Below are 19,002 nucleotides of genomic sequence, written 5' to 3'. Positions count from 1 at the left end.
CCTCTCCCCGCCCCTGTCGGGGCAGCCCCTCAACAGAGGGGCTTGTGCCACCAGTGGGGAGTGCGCCACCTGACGGCAGGATGAGAAACGCGGGGACAGGGCGGCAGGCAGCCCACCTGTGTTCTACGCCGGGTCCGCTAAACTGCCCGTCTCATGTAACGGATCTCCCCCATGACCGCTGAAATCCTGGTTCCTGTTTCCTTTGGCGAGCTGCTGGACAAGATCTCGATCCTGCAGATCAAGTCCGAGCGCATCGACGATGCCGCCAAGCTGGCCAACATCCATGCCGAGCTGAGCGCGTTGGAGAAGACCTGGATGGCGCATCCGGCCGCGGTCAAGGACATCGTGCGTCTGCGTGCCGAGCTGAAGGCGGTCAACGAGCGGCTGTGGGACATCGAGGACAACATTCGCCTGCAGGACAAGGCGCAGGCCTTCAACGAGGACTTCGTCGCGCTGGCCCGCAGCGTGTACCTGCAGAACGACGAGCGCGCCCGGATCAAGAAGGCCATCAACCTGGCGCTGGGCTCGGGGTATGTTGAAGAGAAGTCGTACAAGGATTACGCACCCAGGGGCGCGTAATTCGGTCGTCGCCCGATGGGAGGGGCAGTGCCGGCCACTGGCCGGCCCCCCCCCCCGCGCTGTCCGCAAGCAACTAACGGCGCAGCGTCAGTCCCGCCGGTCAGACCGGACGATGGTCGGCGACATAGCGCTCGAACGCGGCGATGCCGTCTTCGACGGTGATCAACTGCATCACGTCGTCGAATTCGATCTTGGTGCCCCATTTGAGTTCGCTGGCCGGCTTGCCGAGGAACCTGCGCGCGGCATCATCGTAGCGGTCCACGCAGTAGCGGCGATCCGAGTACGGGCCGCTGCGTGCCGGATTGCTGGCCGCGTGCAGGCCAAGCACCTTGGTGCCCATGGCGTTGGCGATGTGCATCGGGCCCGAGTCGGGCGTCATCACCAGCGCGGCGCGGGCCAGCAGGGCCGGCAGCTGCTTGAGTGTGTCCTTGCCGACCAGGTCCAGCGCGGGAGTGTGCAGCTGGGCCAGGATGGCATCGGTCATGTCGCGCTCCAGCGCGCTGCGCCCACCGCACAGCACCACCTGCCAGCCGCGCGCGCTGGCATGGTTGGCCACTGCGGCGTAGCGGTCGGCATACCAGTTGCGGCGCACATGGCTGGAGCAGGGCGAGATCATCAGCACCGGGCGGCCATCGTCCTGCCATTGCGCCTGCGCCCAGTCGACCGCCGCCGGCGGCACCGCCAGGTCCCAGCTGACCTCGGTCTGGGTGATGCCGAGCGGCTCGCCAAAGCTGCCGATCGCGTCGAGCACATGGATGCCGGGGCGGTCGGGGATGCGTTCGTTGATGAAAAGTCCGTGAAGGTCCTTCGAGCGCGCCTTGTCGTAGCCGATCCTGCGCCGGGCCGGCACGAAGGCGGAGAGCACGTTGGCGCGGAAGGCGACCTGCATCTGCAGCAGCGCCTCGAAGCGCCCGGGCGGGAAGGTCGAGCGCAGCGCCCGCATTCCGGCCAATCCGCTCTTCTTGTCGTAGGGATGGAACACCACGCCAGGCAGGCCATCGAGCAGCTTGTGCCCGGCCTTGTCGATGATCCAGTGCAGCGGCGTGCCTGGCCTGGCCTGCTGCAGCGTCCTCACCAGCGGCACCACGTGGGTGACATCGCCCAGTGCGGACAGACGCAAAAGACACACGGAAGAGGACGCTGATGCCATGGTGTTGTTAGACTCGAAGTAATGGTCGCATTCGACGCCACTGAAGCGCTGACGCCTTGCCGTGATGGACGCGGCATGGGTGCCATTCTGTTCGACCGGGAACGGCTGCGGCAAGCCGAGATCGGTCTGTTCTCGCCTGCCCACTGGGCCGAGCGGGCGCGGCCGGTCGGCGATGGTGGCCGCGGCGGGGCCTGGTTCGTTGATGCGCCCTTCGGCCAGTGCGTGCTGCGCCAGTACCTGCGTGGCGGCATGGCGGCCAAACTGAGCCGCGATCATTATCTGTGGCGAGGTGCCAACCGTACCCGCAGCTTCGCCGAATTCCGCCTGATGCGCGCACTGCGCGCGTTGAAGCTGCCGGTGCCGCAGCCCATCGCCGCGTTCTACATGCGCGACGGCATGCGCTACCGGGCCGCGATCCTGATGGAACGGCTGGAAGGCGTGCGCTCGCTGGCCGACCGCGCGCTGGTGGCAGGGCGCGGGGCGCCGTGGGAAGAAACCGGCCGGCTGATCGCGCGGTTCCATCGCGCCGGGCTGGACCATGCCGATCTCAACGCGCACAACATCCTGTTCGATGCCAACGGCCATGGCTGGCTGATCGACTTCGACCGCTGCGTCCAGCGTATTCCCGCCACCCGTTGGCGCGAGAAGAATCTCAAGCGCCTGTTGCGTTCGCTGATCAAGCTGCGTGGCGAGCGCAGCCACGACGACGTGGAGAAAGATTACGCACGGCTGCGTCGTGCCTACGATCTGGCCTGGAACCGGGGGTACTGATGTCCTGGGCGCTGCGTTTCATGGGGGTCGGCAATGCGTCGGCCGTCGAGCTGGGCTCGCCGATGGCGGTGATCGAACGCGAGGGGCGGCCATGGCTGACCATCGATTGTGGTGGCGAAGGCCTGACCGCGTTCCAGGCCCACTACGGGCACGTCCCGCAGGCGCTGTTCGTCACCCATGTGCACCTGGACCATGTGGCCGGTTTCGAGCGGTTGTTCGTCGATGCCTTCTTCTCGCCGCAGCGGCGCGGTCGCATCCGCCTGTATGTGCCGGCCACGGTGGTGCCGCTGCTGCATAAACGCGTGGCCGATTATCCGAACGTGCTGGCCGAGGGCGGCGCCAATTTCTGGGATGCCTTCCAGCTGATCGTGGTCGGCGATGCGTTCTGGCATGACGGCGTGCGCCTGGAGGTATTCCCGGTGCGTCACCATTGGCCGGAAACCGCGTACGGCCTGCGCTTGAAGGGCGCGATCACCTGGAGCGGCGATACCCGCCCGATTCCGGAGATGCTGGCCCGCTATGCCGACGACAATGAACTGATCGCCCACGACTGTGGCCTGCATGGCAATCCCTCGCATACCGGCGTGGATGACCTGGAGCGCGAGTACAGCCGCGAGCTTCAGGCCCGGATGATGCTCTACCACTACGCCAGCCATGCCGATGGGCAGGCATTGCGCCAGCGCGGGCATCGCGTCGCGCTGCCGGGCGAATGCGTGGCGCTGGCCACGCCGACGGCGATGCACGTGCTGGCCCAGGATCCGCCTTGAGCATGCCGGGCGCGTCCAACGCCGCCGCACTTGCCGCCCATCTTGAAGCGCTCGAGCGCGCCCTGCATGACCCGGTCGTCCGCGGCGATGTGGCGCGCCTGGCGGCGCTGCTTGATGCGGACTTCAGTGAAATCGGCAGCTCAGGAACCTGTTACGGGCGCGCCGCGGCGCTGGCCGACATCCCGGCCGAGCGCAGCCAGGTGGAAATTGTCTCTGACGACTACGCGGTGACCCTGCTGGCCCCGACCGTGGCGCAGGTGCGGTATCGCAGCTGGTATGTGATCGACGGCGTGCGCCAGCGCGAGGTGCTGCGCAGTTCCCTGTGGCGCCTGCGCGAGGATGCCTGGCGCGTGGTGTTCCACCAGGGCACGCCGACGGCGCCTTGAGCGGCAGCGTCGCGACAGGAAACCGGGGCCGGAAAAGGTGGCGGCCCCGCCGGCTTGCCTCGGCGCCCGCGTCGATCGATACCGTTGCTGCCTTCCGGCCCTGGCGGGATTTTCGACCTAGCGTCGCGAGGGGCCGACGGGGCCACCATAGAGACGTTCCGCACGTGGGGCGATCAGGGATCGGCGCTCGGCGTGGGAAGCTGTACTGCGGGAGCGTGCCCCCGGAGTGCAGTCGCGCATTCTAGCGCATGCGCGGCACGCAGTGCCAGAGACTCGCCTGAATCGCCTGTAGCCAACCGCCCGGCCCGGCGCCCATTGGCGCGGCGTGGCGCTAAAATGGGCGGTACAGGAGGAACGGCCTCCCCCATATCGGGAACAACGTCCAGGACGACCTGGCCCCATCAAGGAGGGCCGTATGGCCTGGATCTATCTGTTGGCAGCCGGTGTACTGGAAATCGTCTGGGCGTTCGCGATGAAGCAGTCCGACGGGTTCAGCAAACTCACCCCCTCGATCATCACCCTGGTCACCATGATCGCCAGCTTCTGGCTGTTGTCGCTGGCCATGCGCACCTTGCCGTTGGGCACGGCCTACACGATCTGGACCGGTATCGGCGCGGTCGGCGCGTTCGTCATCGGCATCACCTTCCTGGGCGAAACCGTCAGCGCGATGCGCATCGCCGCGGCAGTGCTGATCGTGAGCGGGCTGGTGCTGATGAAGCTGTCGAGCACGTAAGCGTGCGGCGGAGCCACGCCATGCGTGGCTTGCCCATTCGATGCGATGGCGCCGCTCAGCGCGGCGCCATCGGACGTTCCATGTGTACCGCATCCAGGCCGGGACCGTGTCCATCGGGGACGATCGCGGTCACCACGAAGCCCTGTGCGGCGTAGAAACCCCGTGTGTGCTGGCTGGTGCTCAGGGTCAAACGACGCACGCCGAGGACATGTGCCTGCGCCACGCGCGCCAGTGCCAGGAGGTTGCCCAGGCCCTGGCGGTGCAGCGTGTTGTCGACCATGCCCCAGCAGAATGCGGGGGTGTCTTCATCGGTCCGCAGCAGGCCGCCGCAGGCCGCCGCAGGCAACCACTCGGCCGTCCCGTTCCAGCACCAGGTAGTCATGCGCGCGCTGGCGTTGCCGCAGGTAGTTGGAAAAGTCCGCGCGTTCGTGGGCGCCGAAGTAGTGCGGCACGTTGCTGTCGAATATCTCCAGACAGGCGCATGCATCGATAGTGGCGAAGAGGCGAAGGGTGGACACGGAGATGAAGGTCCGTCGCAAGGGTGGGCCGTGCCGACGAGGCCGGCCGGAAAACGAAGCAGCCGGCCCGAGGGGCGGCTGCTTCCTGAACCTGGCGGAGAGAGGGGGATTGCGGGCGGCATTCTGCCCCCGGCCCTTCCGCGCTGTGCGCTGCAGGCCGGCCTTTGGCTGTCCGGATCGGCTCCTGCAGGTCCGTCGAACCCCGGCGGGGTTTTTCATCTGCCGCTTTCCCCGCCAGACAAATAAAAAGGGCCACCCGATGGGCAGCCCTTTTCATGTGTGTGGCGGAGAGAGGGGGATTCGAACCCCCGAAGCGCGGTTTAGACGCTTACACACTTTCCAGGCGTGCTCCTTCAACCGCTCGGACACCTCTCCGGACCTGCTGCGATAACCCGCTGCAGGGGCGCAGATTCTAGCGGGGGAATTGCAATCGCACAAGCGGCACGAGACGGAGGGCAGGGGGGCTGGACAGGCGTGGCACAATGGACGTCCCGATGAAGACGGTGGCCTGATGTCCTATCTCGTCCTTGCCCGCAAGTGGCGTCCGAAGCGTTTTGCCGAGCTGGTGGGCCAGGAACACGTGGTCCGCGCGCTCAGCAATGCGCTGGACAGCGGCCGGGTGCACCATGCATTCCTGTTTACCGGTACCCGCGGGGTCGGCAAGACCACCATCGCGCGTATTTTCGCCAAGTCGCTGAACTGCGAGCAGGGCACCAGCGCCGACCCGTGCGGCCAGTGCCCGGCCTGCCTGGACATCGATTCGGGTCGTTACATCGACCTGCTCGAGATCGATGCCGCGTCCAATACCGGCGTGGACGACGTCCGCGAGGTGATCGAGAACGCCCAGTACATGCCCTCGCGCGGCAAGTACAAGGTCTACCTGATCGACGAAGTGCACATGCTGTCCAAGGCGGCGTTCAATGCGCTGCTGAAGACGCTGGAAGAGCCGCCGGAGCATGTGAAGTTCCTGCTGGCCACCACCGACCCGCAGAAGCTGCCGGTAACGGTGCTGTCGCGCTGCCTGCAGTTCAACCTGAAGCGGCTGGACGAGGACCAGATCCAGGGCCAGATGACCCGGATCCTGACCGCCGAGGAGATCGAATCCGACCCGACGGCGATCGTGCAGCTGGCCAAGGCCGCCGACGGCAGCCTGCGTGACGGCCTGTCGCTGCTCGACCAGGCCATCGCCTATGCCGGCGGCGCGCTGCGCGAGGATGTGGTGCGCACCATGCTGGGTACGGTCGACCGCACCCAGGTAGCCGCCATGCTGGAGGCCCTGGCCGACGGTGACGGCGTGCGCCTGCTGCAGGTGGTGGCCGCGCTGGCCGAGTTCTCGCCGGACTGGAGTGGCGTGCTGGAAGCGCTCGCCGAGGCCCTGCACCGCATCCAGGTGCAGCAGCTGGTGCCGGGCGCCCAGGCCGACGGCGAAGGCATCGATGCCGCCGCGTTCGCCCAGCGCCTGCGCCCGGAAGTGGTGCAGCTCTGGTACCAGATGGCACTGAGCGGCCGTCGCGACCTGTATCTGGCGCCGAGCCCGCGCGCCGGCTTTGAAATGGCCGTGCTGCGCATGCTGGCGTTCCGTCCGGCTGCGGCCGTGCCGCCGGTACCGCGTGATCCGGGAACCGGCACCGAGGTGAACAGTGGCGCCGGCAACACGGCCCAGGGCAGTGGAATGGCCGCGGCACCGGCGGCCGCGCCCGCCGCCGTAGTCGCCGCCGCGCCCGCCGCGGTTGTGGCACCAGCGGCACCCGTGGCAACGCCCGTCGCCCCGCCGGTGGTCGTTCCCGAGGTCGCCCCGGCCAAGGCGGCTCCGCCGGCTGGACCGGCGCCCGAGGACGACCCGCCGCCGTGGCACCACGGTGGCGCGGAAGACCGCGATGAGGCGCTGGCGGCGGAAATGGCCAGCCCCGACGCGGCCATGGTCGCGCCCTGGGAGGCGCCGCCGGCACGTCCATCGGCGCCTGCGCCCGTGGTCGCCCCGTCGCCCGCATCGCGCCCGCAGGGCATCGCCATCGCCCCGTCGGCGTCACCGGCCCAGGTCGCTGCTGCCGGCGCGCCGATCACGCTGGCCTCGCCGGAAGCCTGGCTGGAACTGGTCGCCCAGAGCCAGCTCAACGGCCCCTCGCGGCAGCTGGCCGCGCATGCGGCGTTCATCAGTTTTCAGCAGGGTGTCTTGAAACTGGCGGTATCGCCCGGATTTGAGTACCTGTGTTCGGACCGTTCGCTGGCGGCGCTCACCGATGCGCTGTCCGGGCCGTTGGGCCAGACCCCGCGGATCGTGATCGAACATGGCAACGCCGAGGCCGAAACGCTGCACCAGCGTTCCGACCGCCAGCGTGGCGAGCGGCAACAGGCGGCCGAAGCCGCCTTCATGGCCGACCCGCAGGTGCAACTGCTGATCCAGCAGCATGGCGCCCGGGTCGTGGCCGATTCCATCCGTCCTTTTGATGAGTAAAGAAACATGCGCGGCAACATCGCTCAACTGATGCAGCAGGCCCAGAAGATGCAGGAAAACCTGCAGAAGGCCCAGGAAGAACTCGCCAAGCTGGAAGTCACCGGCAGCGCCGGCGGCGGCATGGTCAGTGTGACCCTGACCGGCGCCAAGGAGTGCCGCAAGGTACGTATCGATCCGTCGATCCTGGGCGATGCTGAAATGACCGAAGACCTGGTGGCGGCCGCGTTCAACGATGCCTCCAACAAGATCGATGCCGAGTCGAAGAACCGCATGGGGTCGGCCACCGCCGGCATGCAGTTGCCGCCGGGCATGAAGCTGCCGTTCTGAGCCAGTCCCCGTGCCGGGCATTGCCCGGTGCCATGCTGGTGACCGCGACGCGAAGCCTTGTCGGCTTCGCGCGCTTGTTTCCGAGATGAGCACACCGCCATGAGCCTGCCCCTGCTCGAACAATTGATCGAGGCCTTCCGGGTATTGCCGGGCGTGGGCCAGAAGACCGCCCAGCGCATGGCCTATCACGTGCTCGAGCGCGAACGGGTGGGTGGCCAGAAGCTGGCCGACGTGCTGGCCAAGGCGATCGAACGCATCGGCCATTGCGCGCAGTGCCGCGATTTCAGCGAAACCGAGATCTGCGCGGTATGCGCCAACGGCAGCCGTGAGCGGCAGCAGCTGTGCACGGTGGAATCCCCGGCCGATCGCCTGGCGATCGAACACGCCACCGGTTTCCGGGGCGTGTATTTCGTACTGCAGGGGCGTCTGTCGCCGCTGGACGGCGTGGGCCCGCGCGAACTGGGCCTGGACCAGCTGGAAGCACGCCTGCAGCAGGGCGAGGTGCAGGAGCTGATCATCGCCACCAGTGCCACGGTTGAAGGCGAGGCCACCGCGCATTACCTGGCGCAGCTGGCGCGCGCGCACAAGGTGCGCCCGAGCCGATTGGCCCAGGGCCTGCCGCTGGGCGGCGAGCTGGAATACGTGGACCGGGGCACGCTCTCACATGCATTCGGCACGCGTACCGAAGTACAGGAATGACGACAGGCGACCGGGCGGCAATGCCGAGCATCCAGGCGTAAAGCCGATCCATGGCCGGCTGGCCACGCGATGCATCCACGGGTAGAGCCGACCCACGGTCGGCCGCCGGCGCAACCTGCGGCAATGATCGAAGCGATCATCCGCGCTAAGCTCCAGGCCCCTGTTGCAAACGGTGCCCCATGAGCCAAGACACCCTGTTCGGCAAGATCATCCGCCGCGAAATCCCGGCCAGCATCGTCTACGAAGACGACGACGTGCTCGGCTTCAAGGACATCGCCCCGCAGGCGCCGGTGCATGTGCTTTTCATTCCCAAGAATGAGGCGATCCCGACCCTGGACGACCTGCAGCCATCGCAGGCGCACCTGATCGGCAAGCTGGCCCTGGCCGCGGCCGGCTACGCACGTCAGCAAGGATTCGCGCAGGACGGCTACCGGATCGTCATGAACTGCCGCGAGCATGCCGGGCAGACCGTGTTCCACATCCACCTGCACCTGCTGGCCGGCGCGCCGCTGGGCCACTTCGGCACACCCAACGGTTGACGCCCAAGGGCGACCATACCCGGTAGAGCCACCCCATGGGTGGCTGCACGCGGTGCAAGTCCAGGTAGAGCCACCCCATGGGTGGCTGCACGCGGCGCCAGACCAGGTAGAGCCACCCCATGGGTGGCTGCACGCGGTGCAAGACCAGGTGGCTGCGCGATGCCTGATCGGAAGGCAGCCACCCATGGGGTGGCTCTACCGGGGAGCAAAGAAAAAGCCGCCCGAAGGCGGCTTTTTCATTCAACACCCACCGACCATCGGTCGGCAGCTACGCCGTTACCACCAGCCCCAGCCGCGGTAGCCCCAACCCGGGCCCCAGCCCGGACCCCACGGACCGTACGGGTAGGCCGGCACCACATCGACCTGGCGCACTTCCGGCCACAGGTAGATGACGTCCGCATCCAGCTTGGGGAGGCGGTAGTCGTACTCGCCGATACGGGTGCTCTCGTAGCCGGCGATCTTGCCGATGAAGGTCACATCCCGACCCGGCTCGAACACGGCCGGATCGTAGAAGCCGGCGCGGCAGGCGATGAAGCGACCGTCGCTGGCGTCCGCCGAGGTGGTGCTCGGGCGGCCGCTGCCGTTGAGCGGGCGCGAGATCAGCTGGAAGCAGGTCTGACCCTGCCCCGGATTGGTCTCGATGATGCGTCCGCCCCAGCGCACCGGGGTGCCTACCTGCTGGGTGGGCACCGCATCGCGCGGACTGACCATGCTGAACTGGCCTTGCAGCGGTTTGGGCGCGGTCGCGCAGGCGGCCAGCGCCAGCGAAGCAGCGAGGGGAAGCAGAATCTGGATCTTCATGGGGATGCTCCGGAGGACGGGCGATGCCTGCGCAGGTCGCGCAATAATGAAGTGAGGTCGACGTCCGCGCCAGCGTAACGCGCGCGAACGAAACGGCTGCTGAGCGACAGCAGCGCCGGATCCGGGCGTTGCTGGTGGACGCGGTCGGCCCACTGGGTGGCGGGTTCGGCTACGTCGCGGGCGAGGCCGAGTCTGGCGTAGCGGCGTCCCAGCCGGTGCCAGGCGCGCAGCAACGGATCGTGCTCGCGTTCGCCGCGGGCCAGCAGCCACGCCATCCAGCCTAGCGCGGCCAGTGCGAAGAGGGTGAAAACGAGGATCAGCTGCGCCGGCTGCAACCTGTCGATGCCCAGCGGACGCAGCAGCTGCTGCTGGCGTGACGCATCGAAGGACAGCACCAGGTCGTTCCAGCCGCGGCGCAGCCAGTCGCCGGCCTGGCGCAACTGCATCCAGCGGTCTTCCAGGGTGCCTTCGCCGCCGCCGCTCTGCAGCCGGTCTTCCAGGGTGTCGTAGATGCGCTCCGGCGCTACGGCGGCGGTCGGGTCCACGCGCACCCAGCCACGGCCGGGCAGCCACACTTCGGCCCAGGCATGGGCATCCATGCGCCGCACCACCCAGTAGTCGCCGTAGCGGTTGCGGGTGCCGCCGGCAAAGCCGGTCACCACCCGCGCGGGAATGCCGGCGTTGCGCATGAGCACCACGAAAGAGGCGCTGAAGTGCTGGCAGTAGCCGGCCTGCTGGTCGAACAGGAATTCATCCACGCCATTCCGCCCCGGCAGGGGCGTGTCCAGGGTGTAGGCAAAGCGCGCGCGGATCCACCCCAGCGCGCGGTTCACGATCGCGGCGTCGTCATTGCCGGCCTCGGCCCGCCACTGATGGGCCAGCGTCGCCGTGCGCGGGTTGAAGCCGGCCGGCAGCTGCAGCGCCTGTTGCCGCTCATGGCGCGACAGGGCATCGACATATCCGGTGGCCGGCGCCGACTGCAGGCGCCAGCGGGTCAGTGCGGTCAGGCTGCTGCGGCTGCGCAGGCTGTGGTCGGCATCCAGGTCGCTGCCGGGCGGGGCCTGCAGCGGCAGGTCCAGCGCCACCAGTTGCCGGCGGTCGGTGGGCTCGTAGTCGATCTGGTAATCCCAGCGTGGCCCGCCCTGGGTGACCGCCGGCGGCGGCCGGCCCTGGCGGCCGCGGTCGCGTTCCCACACGCGGCCATCGAAGTGGGTCAGCACCGGGCCGCGCCAGTAGCGCTGCTGCGGTGCCGGGACGGCGCCGAAGAACTGCACGCGCAACGCCGGGCTGTCATCGGCCATCAGGTCCAGCCACTGGCTCGGATCCATCTGGTCGGACAATCCCGGTTTGCCGACGGCTCGCTCGGGGATGCCCCACAACGGTTCACTCAGCCGCGGGAACAGCCAGAACCCGGCCAGCGCCAACGGCAGGCCGAGCGCGATCAGCCGCCCGACACTGCGCATCTGCCCGCCCAGACGCGGGCTCGGCGCCTGGCCTTCGGCGTGCGCCAGGCGCTGCAGGGCCAGCAGGGCGGTCAGCGCGGCCAGTACCGCCAGCCCCATGGTGAGCGGGCCCTGATCCAGCAGGAAGGCCGCGAACGGTGCGAACAGCGCGAAGCCGAGCAGACTGCGGGCATCGCGCAGGCTGCGCAGCTCGCTGGATTTCAGTGCCAGCATCGCCGCCAGCAGCGCACAGCCGGTGTCGCGGCCTGGGCGGGCACCCATCTGCCAGTAGATCGCCGCGAGCATGCCCATCACCAGCAGCAGCCGCAGCGGCGCGGGCAGCACGCGATGGCGCGACACCAGCGCGGTCGCCAACGCCACCACGCCGATGATGGCCGCCAGCAGGTCGGGCAGCTGCAGGAGCAGCGGCACCAGACCGAGCGCGGCGCTGGCCAGGGTCCAGTAACGCGCGCTGGCGCCCAACGCGGGGGAGGTCGGCTCAGCCATGCGGCATCAACGCCAGCGCGCGTTGGCAAAGGTGGTGGTGGGCACTGCCGTTCCCCGGCCCCAGCACCGGTTGTCCGGGCAGCTGCAGGGTGTAGCGGCGGCCGTCGCGTTCGGCCACATCGACCCAGCGCGCCAGTCGCGCGATGCGTGCCTCGACCGGCAGCGATGACAGCTGCCGCCAGTCCAGCAGCACATCCACGCCGACCGCCTGTTCGTACTCGCGCACCAGCAGGGTGTCGCGTCGCGCCGAATGTTTCCAGGCGATGCTGCGTTGTGGGTCGCCCGCGCGGTACGGGCGCAACTGGTGCAGTTCATCGCCGTTGGCATGCGCGCGGGTATGCAGGGGATCGCCGCCGCTCTCGGGCAATGGCGGCGCCTGCATCGCCGGCGCCGCATAGACCAGCAGCGGCGTATCGGGCCAGACCCAGGACCATGCACGCACCAGTCCCAGCGGCTGGGTGGTGGAAATGCGGATGCGCTCCAGGTCGAGCCAGCCGCGGCGTTCGGTGGGCAGCATGAGGTCCACTTCGATCTGCTCGCTGTCGATCAGATGGCCGAAAGCGACGGCCTGCGCATGTGCCACTTCCAGTCCGCGGCGCGCGCGTGCATCGCGGCGCGACAGGCTGATGCGCAGGCGCAGCGGCTGCCCGGCATGGACCGGTTCGGCCGAGATCGCATCGATCTGCAGCTCCGACAGCTGCAGGTGCGCACTGATGCTGCTGGCGATGGCCACGGTGGCCAGCAGCAGGGCCAGCAGCATCGCCGGATTGTTGTTGTAGTTCAGCGCGCCCAGCAGCATCGCCAGCAGCAGCGTCGCCACGAACAGGCCGAAGCGGGTGGGCAGCACGTAGATGCGCCGCCGGTCCAGTCGGCGCGGTAATGCCTCCGGCTGGCGCGGTCGCGCCAACATCTGCACCGTCCGCCAGCGGTCTCCCCAGCCGCGGCGCATGCTCAATCCACCGGTACGGTCTGGAGGATCGCGCGCGCCAGCGCCGGCCCGTTGTTGGCCTCGGCCTCGGGCACCAGACGATGACCGGCCACGGCCACGAACAGGGTCTGCACGTCTTCGGGTACTGCATGCGCGCGCCCCAGCAGCAGCGCGTGCGCCTTGGCCGCGCGCAGCAGCGCCAGCCCGGCGCGCGGCGACAGCCCCACGCGCACGCCGGCATGCTGGCGGCTGCGGGTCAGCAGCGCCTGCACGTAATGCACCAATGGCTCGCTGGCATGCACCTGGAGGGCCGCCTCGCGCAGCGTGCGCACCTGCGCATCGTCCAGGCGCGGGGTGGCCTGGGCGATCAGATGGCGGCGGTCGGTGCCGCGCAGCAGTTCACGTTCGGATTCGGCATTGGGGTAGCCCAGCGCCAGCCGCAGCAGGAACCGGTCCAGCTGCGAATCCGGCAGCGGGAACGTGCCCGACAGATCGACCGGATTCTGGGTGGCGATGACGAAGAACGGATCGGGCAGCGGATGGGTCACCCCGTCCAGCGTCACCTGCTGCTCGGCCATCGCTTCGAGCAGGGCGCTCTGGGTGCGTGGCGGCGCGCGATTGATTTCATCGGCGAGCAGCACGTGGGTGAAGACCGGGCCCGGATGGAACTGGAACTGACGGCTGGCCGCGTCGTAAACCGAGACGCCGAGCACATCGGCGGGCAGCAGGTCGGAGGTGAACTGCACGCGCTGGAAGCCCAGTCCCAGGCTGGAGGCCATGGCATGGGCCAGCGTGGTCTTGCCCAGGCCGGGCAGGTCTTCGATCAGCAGGTGGCCGCCGGACAGCAGCGCGACGAACGCCAGCCGCACTTCATGCGCCTTGCCCAGCACCAGACCATTGACCTGGTCCTGAGCGCTGCGAAGAGCCTGTCGCAGTACATCGGTTAGCATGGCTGGCACGTGGGGCGAATTTTCCATGTCCGTCTCGTGTCGATGATTCCTTCGATTCTATAGAGCAATGCAGGGCGAACAACGCGCACGCACAATTTTTCTGCTGTTGTGGACGCTGATCACCGCAGTGAAGCTGGTGGTCGCCGCGCGTCTGCCGTTGTTCGTGGACGAGGCTTTCTACTGGCAGGAAGGCCAGCACCTTGCCGCGGCCTACTCTGATCTTCCCGGGCTGACCGCCTGGCTGTCGCGGCTCGGGGTCGAGCTGGGCGGCACCCATATCCTGGCCCAGCGCCTGCCGTTCCTGGCCATCGGTGCGGCATTGCCCTGGCTGGTGTCGCGCATCGGCGCGCGCTGGTTCGGTGCGGTGGCCGGCTGGCAGGCCGGCAGCCTGACCGTGCTGATGCCGCTGTCGGGCACGCTGGGCATGCTGGCGGTACCGGATGTACCGATGGCGCTGGCGGCGGTGTTGTGCCTGGATGCGGGCGCGCGCCTGCTGCGCAACGTCGATGCCGCTTCCGCGGTGAAACTGGGGCTGGGCCTGACCATCGGCGCGCTCAGTCATTACCGTTTCATCGGCGTGATCGTGGTCGGTTTCATCGCGCTGCTGTTGCTGCCGCAGGGCCGGCGCATGCTGCGCGATCCGCGGGTATGGGTGGCGCTGGCGGTGGGCGTGCTGGCGTGGTTGCCGCTGCTGTCGTGGAATGCCGACAACCATGATGCGGGGCTGAAATTCCAGGTGGTTGAACGCCATCCGTGGGCGTTCGAATGGAGCGGTCTGTGGTTCCTGGTGATCCAGCCGATGCTGGTCACCCCGATCCTGTGCATGGCGATGTGGAAGGTAGCGCTGGCCGGTACCCGTTCCGGCGGTGGCGCGCGCGCGCAGTGGCGTTACTTCGGCCTGGTCGGCGCGGTATCGACGCTGTCGATCTTCGGCCTGGGCTTCTTCACCGACGTGGAGCGCATCAGCTTCCATTGGCCGCTGCCGGGCTATCTGGCGCTGCTGGTGGCGGTGCCGGTGGTGCTCAACGGGTGGCCGCGCTGGTTGCGTCGCACCGGCTGGTGGCTGGCCGGGGCCGGGTTGGCGCTGGCGTTCGGCTATTACCTGATGGCCTCCACCCCGAGCCTGCGCGAGCAGCTGGCGGGCGACAAATACTATCCACGCAACTTCGCCGGCTGGGAGCCGCTGGCGGCGGCGGTGCGCGACGAACTGAAGAGCATGCCGCCCGGGACCCGCGTGCTCGCCGGCAACTTCAAGGTGGGCGCGGAGCTGGGCTTCCAGCTGCGTGATCCGTCGATCGACGTGCTGCGCCATCCGCTCAACGACAAGCATGGCCGCACCGCACAGCTCGGGCTGTGGGGGCTGCTGCACGAAGGGCCGCGCAAGGCGCCGATGCTGCTGGTGCTGTCGCCCAGCGACCAGCGCTACCGCGATCTGCTGCAGCGGTACCACGAGGTCTGCGCGCAGGTAGGGCCGTTGCCGCCACCGCGCGTGGTCAGCAACGACCACGGATACCAGCGGTTCCTGCTGTTCAAGCTGCCGGCCGGGCAGGCCTCCGGCCCGTGCGTGACCCCGGCGATGGCCTGGATCGATACGCCGCAGCCCAATGCGCACGTGAACGGGCTGCTCGACGTGCGCGGCTGGGCGTTCAAGGACGGGGTGGGGCTGTCGCGTGTAGAAGTGCTGGTGGACGGCAAACCGGCGGCCGAGGCCGCGTATGGCCGTGCGTACGACATCACCAGTTTCTGGACGATGTCCAACGACCCGCAGCATCCCAACGTGGGCTTCGACGCGCGCATCGATACCCGCGCGCTGGCCCCGGGCAGGCACTGGCTGGGCCTGCGGCTGCATGGCCGCGATGGCAGCGTCGAGACGTGGCAGGAACAGGCGCTGCGGGTACCCGAGCGCTGAGCGCGGCGGGCGGATACGGGCTCAGGGCAGGGTGTAGCCCGCTTCGCGCAGCAGCTGGCTCAGTGCGATCAGGGGCAGCCCGACCAGGGCGGTCGGGTCGCGGTTCTCGATCGCCTCGAACAGGCTGATGCCCAGGCCTTCACATTTGAAGCTGCCGGCGCAGTCCAGCGGTTGTTCGGCGGCGACATAGCGCGCGATTTCAGCCGCACCCAGTGCGCGGAAGTGGACCCGGGTAAGGTCGCAGGCCTGCAGGTCCTCGCCATCGCGCATCAGGCACACGGCGGTGTGGAACTGAACGATTTGCCCGGACATCGCCGCCAGCTGTGCCTGCGCACGCTCGGCCGTGCCCGGCTTGCCCAGCGGGGCGCCGTTCAGTTCCGCCACCTGGTCAGAGCCGATCACCCAGCGGCCGGGGTGGATCAGGGCGACGGCCTCGGCCTTGGCCCGCGCCAGGCGCATCGCCATGGCTCGTGGGGTTTCGCCGGCGACGGGGGCCTCGTCCACGGCCGGGCGCGCGGTCTCCAGAGGCAGGCCGAGCCGCTCCAGCAGTTCGCGGCGGTAACGGGAGGTAGAGGCAAGCAGCAGCGGGGTCATGCGACAATACCGGTCACGGGAGGCCGGCAGTCTGGGCCCTTCCGACGGGGATCGGCAACCTGACTGCGCAGGTATTTGACAGCGGCCCGGACGATCCTTAACATTCAGCGGCTTATGTCCGCAAACGTGCCCGAAATGCTGGATGCTTGGCGGATGGTCGCAGCGCGAAGGCGCTTCGATGGCCAGGTGAATCTAGCGGAATTGACTCGCCTGCAAGGCCTCGTCGCCGATACCGAAGGAACGTGCACCTATGCACTGGAATTCGCGCACGACGACATCCTGCGGGTATCCTATGTTGAACTGTCCATCGACACCGCGTTGCCGCTGATCTGTCAGCGCAGCCTGCAGCGATTCCTGTTGCCGGTCTCGATGGTCCAGCGGCTCGGCCTGATCCGCAGCGAAGAGGAAGAGTCCTCGCTGCCGGAAGGGTGGGAGCCGTGGCTCGTGCCGGAAGACGGCATGCTGCGACCGCTGGAACTGGTCGAGGACGAACTGGTCCTGGCCGTGCCCGTCGTGCCGCTGTCTCCCGATGGTGAGGCCGTGGACCAGGACTGGGCACCGACCGAAGAAGAAATCAGCAAGGCCAATCCGTTCGCGGCATTGGCGGCACTGAAAAAACAATAGCAGCCGGATTGTCGTCGGCGGCTGCGGCGAAAGCGAAAACTGTGCTGGGCGCTGGCGTCCTGCGCGACGATACGACGAAGCAAAACGAACCGAGTTTGGAGCAATCCCATGGCTGTGCAGAAATCCCGTGTCACCCCGTCCCGCCGCGGTATGCGCCGTGCGCATGACGCCCTGAGCGCCAAGCAGCTGTCCACCGATCCGACCACCGGTGAAGTGCATCTGCGTCACCACATCACCGCTGACGGTTTCTACCGCGGCAAGAAGGTGATCACGACCAAGTCGAACTCGGCCGTCGAAGAAGATTGATTCGTGAGGGCCGCTGCCCGGTCGGGCAGCGGCCTTTACTCCTTTCTTCCCGGCTGTCACTGTTGACGGCCGTGTACAGCAGGACATGCAATGAGCAAGCGGATCTACTCGAGGATCGCGGGCACTGGTAGTTATTTGCCCGAAAAAGTGTTGACCAACCAGGATCTGGAGAAAATGGTCGACACCAGCGATGAGTGGATCCAGTCGCGCACGGGTATTCGTGAGCGGCACATTGCAGCGGAAAGCGAAACCACCAGCGACCTCGGCTACCACGCCGCGGTACGTGCGCTGGAAGCGGCCGGTATCGACGCTTCGCAGCTGGACATGATCGTGGTGGGTACGACGACCCCCGATCTGATTTTCCCGTCCACCGCCTGCCTGATCCAGGCCAAGCTCGGTGCGACCGGCTGCCCCGCCTTCGACGTCAACGCAGCCTGTTCGGGCTTCGTGTTCGCGTTGAGCGTGGCCGACAAATTCATTCGTTCCGGTGATGCACGGCATGTGCTGGTCATCGGTGCGGAAACCCTGACCCGGATCGTCGACTGGACCGAGCGCACCACCTGCGTGCTGTTCGGCGATGGTGCCGGCGCGGTCGTGCTCAAGGCCGACGAAGAGACCGGCATTCTCAGTACCCACCTGCATTCGGATGGCAGCAAGAAAGAGCTGCTGTGGAATCCGGTCGGTGTGTCGGCCGGTTTCGGCGAGGGCGAAAACGCCCGTGGCGCGATCCTGATGAAGGGCAACGACGTGTTCAAGTACGCCGTCAAGGCGCTGGACTCGGTCGTGGACGAAACCCTGGAAGCCAATGCGCTGACCAAGGACGACCTGGACTGGCTGATCCCGCACCAGGCCAACCTGCGCATCATCGAAGCCACGGCCAAGCGTCTGGAGATGTCGATGGACCAGGTGGTGGTGACGGTGGACAAGCACGGCAACACGTCGTCGGCGTCGGTGCCGATGGCGCTGGACGTGGCGGTCCGCTCCGGTCGGGTGGAGCGCGGTCAGCTGTTGCTGCTGGAAGCGTTCGGTGGCGGCTTCACGTGGGGTTCGGCGCTGTTGCGCTATTGATAGTACAGGTTACGACAGCGTGACGTTGTCGTTACGGCCCCATTTTGGGGCCGTCTGCATTTCAGGAGATCCGTCATGGTTGAGCCCATCGTCATTGAAGGGCAGCGCGCCTGGCTGAAGCAGTACGGCGAAGGAAGCCGCGCAGTTGCCTTGGGCCTGCTCAATTTCGTTGCGCACCGTTTCCAGCTGGATGCGTTGCGTCCGCCGCCGCACCGTGGCGGTGACGCGGCCAGGAAGACCGAAGCCCGTCGTCTGGCCGAGCTGTCGGCGCAGGGGGTGAACGTGCCGCATGTGATCGGCAGCGGTCATGCTGCGCTGGTGCTGGAAGACAACGGCAGTTCGTTCAATACGTGCCTGCGTCAGGCAGACGAGGCGGGCCGCGATCGGCTTGTGTCGGCGGCGATGCAGGCGATTGCGGCAGCGCATGGCAAGGGGGCCTATTTCGGCCAGCCTTTGCCGCGCAATCTGACGTGGGACGGCACGCGCGTGGGCTTCATCGATTTCGAGGAAGATCCGCTGGAAGTGATGGAGCTGGCCCAGGCGCAGGCGCGCGATTGGCTGATGTTCGGCTATGGGGTGGCCAAGTATTACGAGGATCGTCCGCAGCGGTTGCAGCAGTTGATGTCCGAGGCGATGGACGGGGTGGAGGCGCCGGTGCTGGCGCACGCGCACGCGGTGTCCGGGCGGTTGCAGGGTCTGGCGCGGGCGAGCATGAAGATGGGCCGGTCGGCGCGGTCGCTGGCGCACGCGATCCTGATCGTGCACGGGGCGACGACGCTGGGCATGCTGATGCTGGCGGTGATCTGTTTCGATTTCTTCTCGGACGGCGATCTGGACATCCTGCAGTTGTTGGTTTGATCGGGGTTGTCTTTTTCAGGGGCAAAGCTGTGGAGCTGAAGCCGAAGCCGAAGCCGAAGCGTCATTGTTCGTGGGGCCGTGTTCGGGTCGG

The 19,002-nt window shown here is 67.6% G+C and carries 22 protein-coding genes, 1 tRNA gene and 1 other RNA gene; 14 read left to right on the top strand and 10 right to left on the bottom strand.

Annotation, left to right across the window (positions count from 1 at the left end; all coding sequences use genetic code 11):
- The first annotated feature begins 171 nt into the window (after positions 1 to 171).
- The gene (locus RTO53_RS11190) at positions 172 to 579 is read left to right on the top strand and encodes a DUF6165 family protein (RefSeq protein WP_312237861.1); all 408 of its coding nucleotides are present in this window, start codon (positions 172 to 174) and stop codon (positions 577 to 579) included.
- Positions 580 to 679: 100 nt separating this feature from the next.
- On the opposite strand, the gene RTO53_RS11185 is transcribed toward RTO53_RS11190, so the two are convergent.
- Positions 680 to 1,729, bottom strand: a complete 1,050-nt coding sequence (locus tag RTO53_RS11185) for a glycosyltransferase family 9 protein (protein WP_312237860.1) — start codon at positions 1,727 to 1,729, stop codon at positions 680 to 682.
- 21 nt (positions 1,730 to 1,750) lie between these two features.
- Between RTO53_RS11185 and RTO53_RS11180 the strand changes: the two genes are divergently transcribed.
- From RTO53_RS11180 to RTO53_RS11170, 3 genes are read left to right on the top strand one after another with little or no spacing between them, the layout of a single operon-like run.
- Positions 1,751 to 2,500, top strand: a complete 750-nt coding sequence (locus RTO53_RS11180; RefSeq protein ID WP_312237859.1) for a 3-deoxy-D-manno-octulosonic acid kinase — start codon at positions 1,751 to 1,753, stop codon at positions 2,498 to 2,500.
- The gene (locus RTO53_RS11175) at positions 2,500 to 3,267 is read left to right on the top strand and encodes an MBL fold metallo-hydrolase (RefSeq protein ID WP_312237858.1); all 768 of its coding nucleotides are present in this window, start codon (positions 2,500 to 2,502) and stop codon (positions 3,265 to 3,267) included. The genes RTO53_RS11180 and RTO53_RS11175 overlap by 1 nt, the downstream gene beginning before the upstream one ends.
- A 2-nt stretch (positions 3,268 to 3,269) precedes the next feature.
- Complete coding sequence (locus tag RTO53_RS11170; protein WP_312237862.1) at positions 3,270 to 3,653, top strand: nuclear transport factor 2 family protein; 384 nt, start codon at positions 3,270 to 3,272, stop codon at positions 3,651 to 3,653.
- A gap of 43 nt (positions 3,654 to 3,696) precedes the next feature.
- On the opposite strand, the gene ffs is transcribed toward RTO53_RS11170, so the two are convergent.
- Positions 3,697 to 3,793: signal recognition particle sRNA small type (gene ffs / locus RTO53_RS11165), an RNA gene on the bottom strand.
- Positions 3,794 to 4,068: 275 nt separating this feature from the next.
- On the opposite strand from ffs, the gene RTO53_RS11160 reads away from it, so the two are divergent.
- On the top strand, positions 4,069 to 4,386 hold the full coding sequence (locus tag RTO53_RS11160; RefSeq protein WP_312237857.1) for a multidrug efflux SMR transporter: 318 nt from the start codon (positions 4,069 to 4,071) through the stop codon (positions 4,384 to 4,386).
- 55 nt (positions 4,387 to 4,441) lie between these two features.
- On the opposite strand, the gene RTO53_RS11155 is transcribed toward RTO53_RS11160, so the two are convergent.
- The 3 genes from RTO53_RS11155 to RTO53_RS11145 all read right to left on the bottom strand — a co-directional run bounded on the left by RTO53_RS11155 (position 4,442) and on the right by RTO53_RS11145 (position 5,279).
- Positions 4,442 to 4,666, bottom strand: a complete 225-nt coding sequence (locus RTO53_RS11155) for a GNAT family N-acetyltransferase (protein WP_312237856.1) — start codon at positions 4,664 to 4,666, stop codon at positions 4,442 to 4,444.
- A gap of 25 nt (positions 4,667 to 4,691) precedes the next feature.
- Positions 4,692 to 4,904 (bottom strand): hypothetical protein, encoded by a 213-nt coding sequence (locus RTO53_RS11150; RefSeq protein WP_312237855.1) that lies wholly within the window; start codon positions 4,902 to 4,904, stop codon positions 4,692 to 4,694.
- 282 nt (positions 4,905 to 5,186) lie between these two features.
- Positions 5,187 to 5,279: transfer RNA gene (locus tag RTO53_RS11145), tRNA-Ser, on the bottom strand.
- Positions 5,280 to 5,415: 136 nt separating this feature from the next.
- On the opposite strand from RTO53_RS11145, the gene dnaX reads away from it, so the two are divergent.
- From dnaX to RTO53_RS11125, 4 genes are all read left to right on the top strand, one after another.
- Complete coding sequence (gene dnaX / locus RTO53_RS11140) at positions 5,416 to 7,359, top strand: DNA polymerase III subunit gamma/tau (RefSeq protein ID WP_312237854.1); 1,944 nt, start codon at positions 5,416 to 5,418, stop codon at positions 7,357 to 7,359.
- Positions 7,360 to 7,365: 6 nt separating this feature from the next.
- Positions 7,366 to 7,686 (top strand): YbaB/EbfC family nucleoid-associated protein, encoded by a 321-nt coding sequence (locus RTO53_RS11135; protein WP_256775659.1) that lies wholly within the window; start codon positions 7,366 to 7,368, stop codon positions 7,684 to 7,686.
- A gap of 99 nt (positions 7,687 to 7,785) precedes the next feature.
- Positions 7,786 to 8,385 (top strand): recombination mediator RecR, encoded by a 600-nt coding sequence (recR, locus tag RTO53_RS11130; protein ID WP_312237853.1) that lies wholly within the window; start codon positions 7,786 to 7,788, stop codon positions 8,383 to 8,385.
- Between the two features lie 179 nt (positions 8,386 to 8,564).
- Positions 8,565 to 8,924: a histidine triad nucleotide-binding protein gene (locus RTO53_RS11125; protein ID WP_312237852.1), complete on the top strand. Its 360-nt coding sequence runs from the start codon at positions 8,565 to 8,567 to the stop codon at positions 8,922 to 8,924.
- 276 nt (positions 8,925 to 9,200) lie between these two features.
- On the opposite strand, the gene RTO53_RS11120 is transcribed toward RTO53_RS11125, so the two are convergent.
- Genes RTO53_RS11120 through RTO53_RS11105 form a run of 4 tightly spaced genes read right to left on the bottom strand, consistent with a single transcriptional unit; the run spans position 9,201 to position 13,552 of the window.
- Positions 9,201 to 9,725, bottom strand: coding sequence for a Slp family lipoprotein (locus RTO53_RS11120; RefSeq protein ID WP_312237851.1), 525 nt, complete (start codon positions 9,723 to 9,725; stop codon positions 9,201 to 9,203).
- A complete protein-coding gene (locus RTO53_RS11115) occupies positions 9,722 to 11,674 on the bottom strand; it encodes a DUF3488 and transglutaminase-like domain-containing protein (protein ID WP_312237850.1) in 1,953 nt (650 codons plus the stop codon). The genes RTO53_RS11120 and RTO53_RS11115 overlap by 4 nt, the downstream gene beginning before the upstream one ends.
- Positions 11,667 to 12,623: a DUF58 domain-containing protein gene (locus RTO53_RS11110; RefSeq protein WP_312237849.1), complete on the bottom strand. Its 957-nt coding sequence runs from the start codon at positions 12,621 to 12,623 to the stop codon at positions 11,667 to 11,669. Before RTO53_RS11110 ends, RTO53_RS11115 begins: the two co-directional genes overlap by 8 nt.
- Before the next feature lie 2 nt (positions 12,624 to 12,625).
- Positions 12,626 to 13,552 (bottom strand): AAA family ATPase, encoded by a 927-nt coding sequence (locus RTO53_RS11105; RefSeq protein WP_312237848.1) that lies wholly within the window; start codon positions 13,550 to 13,552, stop codon positions 12,626 to 12,628.
- Between the two features lie 67 nt (positions 13,553 to 13,619).
- Here RTO53_RS11105 and RTO53_RS11100 point away from each other — a divergent pair, with 67 nt between their 5' ends.
- Positions 13,620 to 15,461 carry a glycosyltransferase family 39 protein gene (locus RTO53_RS11100; RefSeq protein ID WP_312237847.1) on the top strand — a complete coding sequence of 614 codons (1,842 nt, stop codon included), beginning with the start codon at positions 13,620 to 13,622 and terminating at the stop codon, positions 15,459 to 15,461.
- Between the two features lie 21 nt (positions 15,462 to 15,482).
- Here RTO53_RS11100 and RTO53_RS11095 read toward each other — a convergent pair whose 3' ends face one another.
- Entirely contained in the window at positions 15,483 to 16,055 is a 573-nt protein-coding gene (locus RTO53_RS11095) for a Maf family nucleotide pyrophosphatase (RefSeq protein WP_312237846.1), read from the bottom strand.
- A gap of 114 nt (positions 16,056 to 16,169) precedes the next feature.
- Here RTO53_RS11095 and RTO53_RS11090 point away from each other — a divergent pair, with 114 nt between their 5' ends.
- From RTO53_RS11090 to RTO53_RS11075, 4 genes are all read left to right on the top strand, one after another.
- Positions 16,170 to 16,679, top strand: coding sequence for a YceD family protein (locus tag RTO53_RS11090; protein WP_312237845.1), 510 nt, complete (start codon positions 16,170 to 16,172; stop codon positions 16,677 to 16,679).
- Positions 16,680 to 16,787: 108 nt separating this feature from the next.
- Complete coding sequence (gene rpmF, locus RTO53_RS11085; RefSeq protein WP_017357626.1) at positions 16,788 to 16,985, top strand: 50S ribosomal protein L32; 198 nt, start codon at positions 16,788 to 16,790, stop codon at positions 16,983 to 16,985.
- Between the two features lie 90 nt (positions 16,986 to 17,075).
- On the top strand, positions 17,076 to 18,053 hold the full coding sequence (locus tag RTO53_RS11080; protein ID WP_312237844.1) for a beta-ketoacyl-ACP synthase III: 978 nt from the start codon (positions 17,076 to 17,078) through the stop codon (positions 18,051 to 18,053).
- 75 nt (positions 18,054 to 18,128) lie between these two features.
- Positions 18,129 to 18,911 (top strand): serine/threonine protein phosphatase, encoded by a 783-nt coding sequence (locus RTO53_RS11075; protein WP_312237843.1) that lies wholly within the window; start codon positions 18,129 to 18,131, stop codon positions 18,909 to 18,911.
- Positions 18,912 to 19,002: the final 91 nt, after the last annotated feature.

This window comes from Stenotrophomonas sp., from assembly GCF_031995405.1.
GTDB lineage: Bacteria > Pseudomonadota > Gammaproteobacteria > Xanthomonadales > Xanthomonadaceae > Stenotrophomonas.
This window is presented reverse-complemented; position numbering and strand designations above follow the sequence as displayed.

What these genes read in the sequence shown, in the direction of transcription:
- RTO53_RS11100 (WP_312237847.1), top strand. Translation starts at nt 13,620, where the DNA reads ATGCAGGGCGAACAACGCGCACGCACAATTTTTCTGCTGTTGTGGACG.
- RTO53_RS11120 (WP_312237851.1), bottom strand. Translation starts at nt 9,725, where the DNA reads ATGAAGATCCAGATTCTGCTTCCCCTCGCTGCTTCGCTGGCGCTGGCC.
- RTO53_RS11160 (WP_312237857.1), top strand. Translation starts at nt 4,069, where the DNA reads ATGGCCTGGATCTATCTGTTGGCAGCCGGTGTACTGGAAATCGTCTGG.
- RTO53_RS11155 (WP_312237856.1), bottom strand. Translation starts at nt 4,666, where the DNA reads ATGGTCGACAACACGCTGCACCGCCAGGGCCTGGGCAACCTCCTGGCA.
- RTO53_RS11170 (WP_312237862.1), top strand. Translation starts at nt 3,270, where the DNA reads ATGCCGGGCGCGTCCAACGCCGCCGCACTTGCCGCCCATCTTGAAGCG.
- RTO53_RS11185 (WP_312237860.1), bottom strand. Translation starts at nt 1,729, where the DNA reads ATGGCATCAGCGTCCTCTTCCGTGTGTCTTTTGCGTCTGTCCGCACTG.
- RTO53_RS11110 (WP_312237849.1), bottom strand. Translation starts at nt 12,623, where the DNA reads ATGCGCCGCGGCTGGGGAGACCGCTGGCGGACGGTGCAGATGTTGGCG.
- RTO53_RS11135 (WP_256775659.1), top strand. Translation starts at nt 7,366, where the DNA reads ATGCGCGGCAACATCGCTCAACTGATGCAGCAGGCCCAGAAGATGCAG.
- RTO53_RS11175 (WP_312237858.1), top strand. Translation starts at nt 2,500, where the DNA reads ATGTCCTGGGCGCTGCGTTTCATGGGGGTCGGCAATGCGTCGGCCGTC.
- RTO53_RS11180 (WP_312237859.1), top strand. Translation starts at nt 1,751, where the DNA reads ATGGTCGCATTCGACGCCACTGAAGCGCTGACGCCTTGCCGTGATGGA.
- RTO53_RS11095 (WP_312237846.1), bottom strand. Translation starts at nt 16,055, where the DNA reads ATGACCCCGCTGCTGCTTGCCTCTACCTCCCGTTACCGCCGCGAACTG.
- RTO53_RS11080 (WP_312237844.1), top strand. Translation starts at nt 17,076, where the DNA reads ATGAGCAAGCGGATCTACTCGAGGATCGCGGGCACTGGTAGTTATTTG.
- RTO53_RS11090 (WP_312237845.1), top strand. Translation starts at nt 16,170, where the DNA reads ATGTCCGCAAACGTGCCCGAAATGCTGGATGCTTGGCGGATGGTCGCA.
- dnaX (WP_312237854.1), top strand. Translation starts at nt 5,416, where the DNA reads ATGTCCTATCTCGTCCTTGCCCGCAAGTGGCGTCCGAAGCGTTTTGCC.
- RTO53_RS11115 (WP_312237850.1), bottom strand. Translation starts at nt 11,674, where the DNA reads ATGGCTGAGCCGACCTCCCCCGCGTTGGGCGCCAGCGCGCGTTACTGG.
- RTO53_RS11190 (WP_312237861.1), top strand. Translation starts at nt 172, where the DNA reads ATGACCGCTGAAATCCTGGTTCCTGTTTCCTTTGGCGAGCTGCTGGAC.
- RTO53_RS11075 (WP_312237843.1), top strand. Translation starts at nt 18,129, where the DNA reads ATGGTTGAGCCCATCGTCATTGAAGGGCAGCGCGCCTGGCTGAAGCAG.
- recR (WP_312237853.1), top strand. Translation starts at nt 7,786, where the DNA reads ATGAGCCTGCCCCTGCTCGAACAATTGATCGAGGCCTTCCGGGTATTG.
- rpmF (WP_017357626.1), top strand. Translation starts at nt 16,788, where the DNA reads ATGGCTGTGCAGAAATCCCGTGTCACCCCGTCCCGCCGCGGTATGCGC.
- RTO53_RS11105 (WP_312237848.1), bottom strand. Translation starts at nt 13,552, where the DNA reads ATGCTAACCGATGTACTGCGACAGGCTCTTCGCAGCGCTCAGGACCAG.
- RTO53_RS11125 (WP_312237852.1), top strand. Translation starts at nt 8,565, where the DNA reads ATGAGCCAAGACACCCTGTTCGGCAAGATCATCCGCCGCGAAATCCCG.